The 3398-nt window shown below is 44.5% G+C and carries 1 protein-coding gene; it reads left to right on the top strand.

What is annotated here, in order from left to right; translation table 11 throughout:
* The coding region (ileS, locus tag WC615_RS23010) for an isoleucine--tRNA ligase (protein ID WP_372980366.1) at positions 1 to 3305 on the top strand (3305 nt) is incomplete at its 5' end.
* Positions 3306 to 3398 lie beyond the last annotated feature (93 nt).

The raw sequence follows: 3398 nt of genomic DNA, 5'->3' as shown, positions 1-3398 counted from the left end.
TCGAAAAAAGTATCAGCAGCAGGCCGGCAAGCAAGCCGTACACCTTTTATGAAGGCCCGCCCAGCGCTAATGGTATGCCCGGTATTCACCACGTTATGGGGCGTAGCATTAAGGATATTTTTTGCCGGTACAAAACCCTTAAAGGTTTCCAGGTAAAGCGGAAAGGCGGCTGGGATACCCATGGTTTACCTATAGAGCTTGCGGTAGAAAAATCGTTAGGCATCACCAAAGATGACATCGGTAAAAAGATAACTGTAAAAGAGTATAACGATGCCTGCCGTAAGGAGGTGATGCGTTATACCGATGTTTGGAACGACCTTACCCTTAAAATGGGTTACTGGGTTGATCTGGACAACCCGTACGTTACTTACGAGAACGAATACATCGAAAGCCTTTGGTGGATATTAAAACAGCTTTATAACAAAGATCTGCTGTATAAAGGTTATACCGTACAACCCTACTCGCCAAAATCGGGTACCGGCCTTAGTTCGCACGAGCTGAACCAGCCCGGTACTTATAAAATGGTGAAGGATACTACCATTGTTGCCCAGTTTAAAGTAAAGAACGATCAGGATTCGGCCTTTTTATTTAATGGCGTAAACAGCGATGTATTTATCCTGGCCTGGACAACCACCCCCTGGACACTTCCGTCAAACTGTGCTTTAGCCGTTGGCGAGGGCATCAGCTATGTACAAATAAGCACTTTTAACCCATATACCTACGAACCTATCAGCGTTGTATTGGCTAAGGATTTGGTTAAGAAATATTTTAAGGCCGAAGGCGAGAACGCATCTTTTGACGATTACAAAGGCGGCGATAAAATTATCCCGTGGACGTTAACCAGAGAGTTTAAAGGAACCGACCTGTTGGGCATCCATTACGAGCAGCTGATGCCGTATGTAACCAATGCTGAGTTAGAGAAAAATGCTTTCCGTGTTATCCCGGCTGATTTTGTGACTACCGAAGATGGTACAGGCATTGTGCACACCGCGTCTGTTTTTGGTGCGGATGACTTTAGGGCATGTAAGGAAAATAACGTGCCATCGGTAATGGTGAAGGACGAGAACGGTAAAGAAGTGCCTTTGGTTGATAAGCAAGGCCGCTTTGTAGAAGAGGTTACCGATTTTGCCGGCCGTTACGTTAAAGAAGAATATTATACCGATGCAGACCGCGCAGCAGATGGTTTTAAACCGACTGATGTATTGATCTCCATCAAACTAAAAACCGAGAACAAAGCGTTCGACGTTAAAAAATATGAGCACAGTTACCCGCACTCGTGGCGCTCTGATGAACCTATACTATACTACCCGTTAGATAGCTGGTTCATCCGTACCACCGCGGTTAAGGATAAAATGGTTGCACTAAACAAAACCATTAACTGGAAACCTGAAAGTACCGGTACAGGCCGTTTTGGTAACTGGCTGGAAAATTTGGTTGACTGGAACCTTTCGCGCTCACGTTACTGGGGTACCCCGCTGCCTATCTGGCGCGAGGAAGATGGCAAAGAAGAAAAATGTATCGGTTCGATAGAAGAGCTGAATGCTGAGATTGAAAAATCGATAGCAGCCGGTTTAATGCCTGCGGGCTTTAAACTGGAGGATATGCACCGCCCATATGTGGATGATGTGATATTAACCTCATCAACCGGCAAACGAATGCTGCGCGAGCCCGACCTGATCGACGTTTGGTTTGATAGCGGCGCCATGCCTTACGCGCAATGGCATTTCCCTTTCGAAAATAAAGACGAGTTTGCTGCTGCCTACCCGGCAGATTTTATTGCCGAAGGTGTTGACCAAACCCGCGGCTGGTTCTTTACCCTGCACGCCATAGCGGTGATGCTGAGCGAAGCCAGCGACGAGGTGAAAGCCGTAAATGAACTGGTTGGCAACAAAGGCGTAGCGTTTAAAAACGTGGTATCAAACGGGCTTGTGCTTGATAAGAACGGCAACAAAATGTCTAAACGTTTGGGCAACGGTGTTGATCCGTTCGAAACCATCGAGCAATTTGGTGCTGATGCTGCCCGCTGGTATATGATCAGCAATGCATCGCCATGGGATAACCTGAAGTTTAACATTGAGGGGTTAGACGAGGTTCGCCGTAAATTCTTCGGCACGCTTTACAATACTTACTCTTTCTTTGTGCTTTATGCCAATATCGATAAGTTTAAGTATGAAGAGGCCGAGATAGCTTTAGACAAACGCCCCGAGCTTGACCGCTGGATCATATCATTATTAAATACCCTAAGCAAAGAGGTTGACGGTTTTTATGCCGATTTTGAACCAACCAAAGCTGCCCGCGCCATACAGGAATTTGTTGACGCGCACTTTAGTAACTGGTATATCAGGTTAAGTCGCCGCCGTTTCTGGAGGTCAGATAATTCTGAAGATAAGCTATCAGCATACCAAACGCTTTATACCTGCCTGATAACCATCAGCAAATTAATGTCGCCTATTGCGCCGTTCTTTGCCGAGCGTTTATACACCGATTTGAACAGCGTTACCGGTAAAGAAGAGTTTGAATCGGTACACCTGGCTTACTATCCGGAGTATCATAATGACCTTGTGGATACCGCTTTGGAAGAGCGTATGCAAATGGCGCAGGATATCTCGTCATTGGTGTTATCGCTTCGTAAAAAGATAGAGATCCCGGTACGCAGGCCGTTAAGTAAAATTTTACTGCCCATACTGGATAAGAACTTTAAGATACAGATAGAAAAGGTAAAAGAACTGATATTGTCTGAGACCAACATCAAAGATATTGAGTATATTACCGATGCAGCCGGTTTCATTAAAAAGAAAATAAAACCAAACTTTAAAGCCCTTGGTGCTAAGGTTGGTAAGGATATGAAAGATGTAGCCGCAGCTATCAACGCATTTGGCCAGGAGGATATCTCTAAACTGGAAAACGATGGCTCTATCCCGGTGCTTGATGGTAAATATGAGATCCTGTTATCTGACGTGGAAATCATCGCCGAGGATGTTCCTGGATGGCAGGTTGCAAATTTAGGCAAACTAACCGTGGCTTTAGATGTTACGATAACCGACGAGCTGAAAGAGGAAGGTATTGCCCGCGAATTAATAAACCGCATACAAAACTTACGTAAGGCTAAAGAATTTGAAGTTACCGATAAGATAACCGTGGCTGTGAATTGCGGCGCGGAGATCTGGAAAGCGACGGAGAATAATTTATCCTATATTTGCGCCGAAATTTTAGCTGATAGCCTTGTGCTTGATAATCAGTTAACTGAAGGTGAGAAGGCCGTTATTGACGAGTACGAAATTTTGATTGCTATAAGTAAAAGTTAAATGGAAAACGAAAAAACAAGGTATTCTGATTCAGAATTAAAAGAATTTAAGGACCTATTATTAGAAAAATTACGCAGCTCTAAAGAAGAGCTT

Origin of the sequence: Mucilaginibacter sp. (assembly GCF_041663085.1) — a bacterium.
Lineage (GTDB): Bacteria > Bacteroidota > Bacteroidia > Sphingobacteriales > Sphingobacteriaceae > Mucilaginibacter.
The sequence above is the reverse complement of the archived record's forward strand: the minus strand, read 5'-3'. Positions and strand labels throughout refer to the sequence as shown.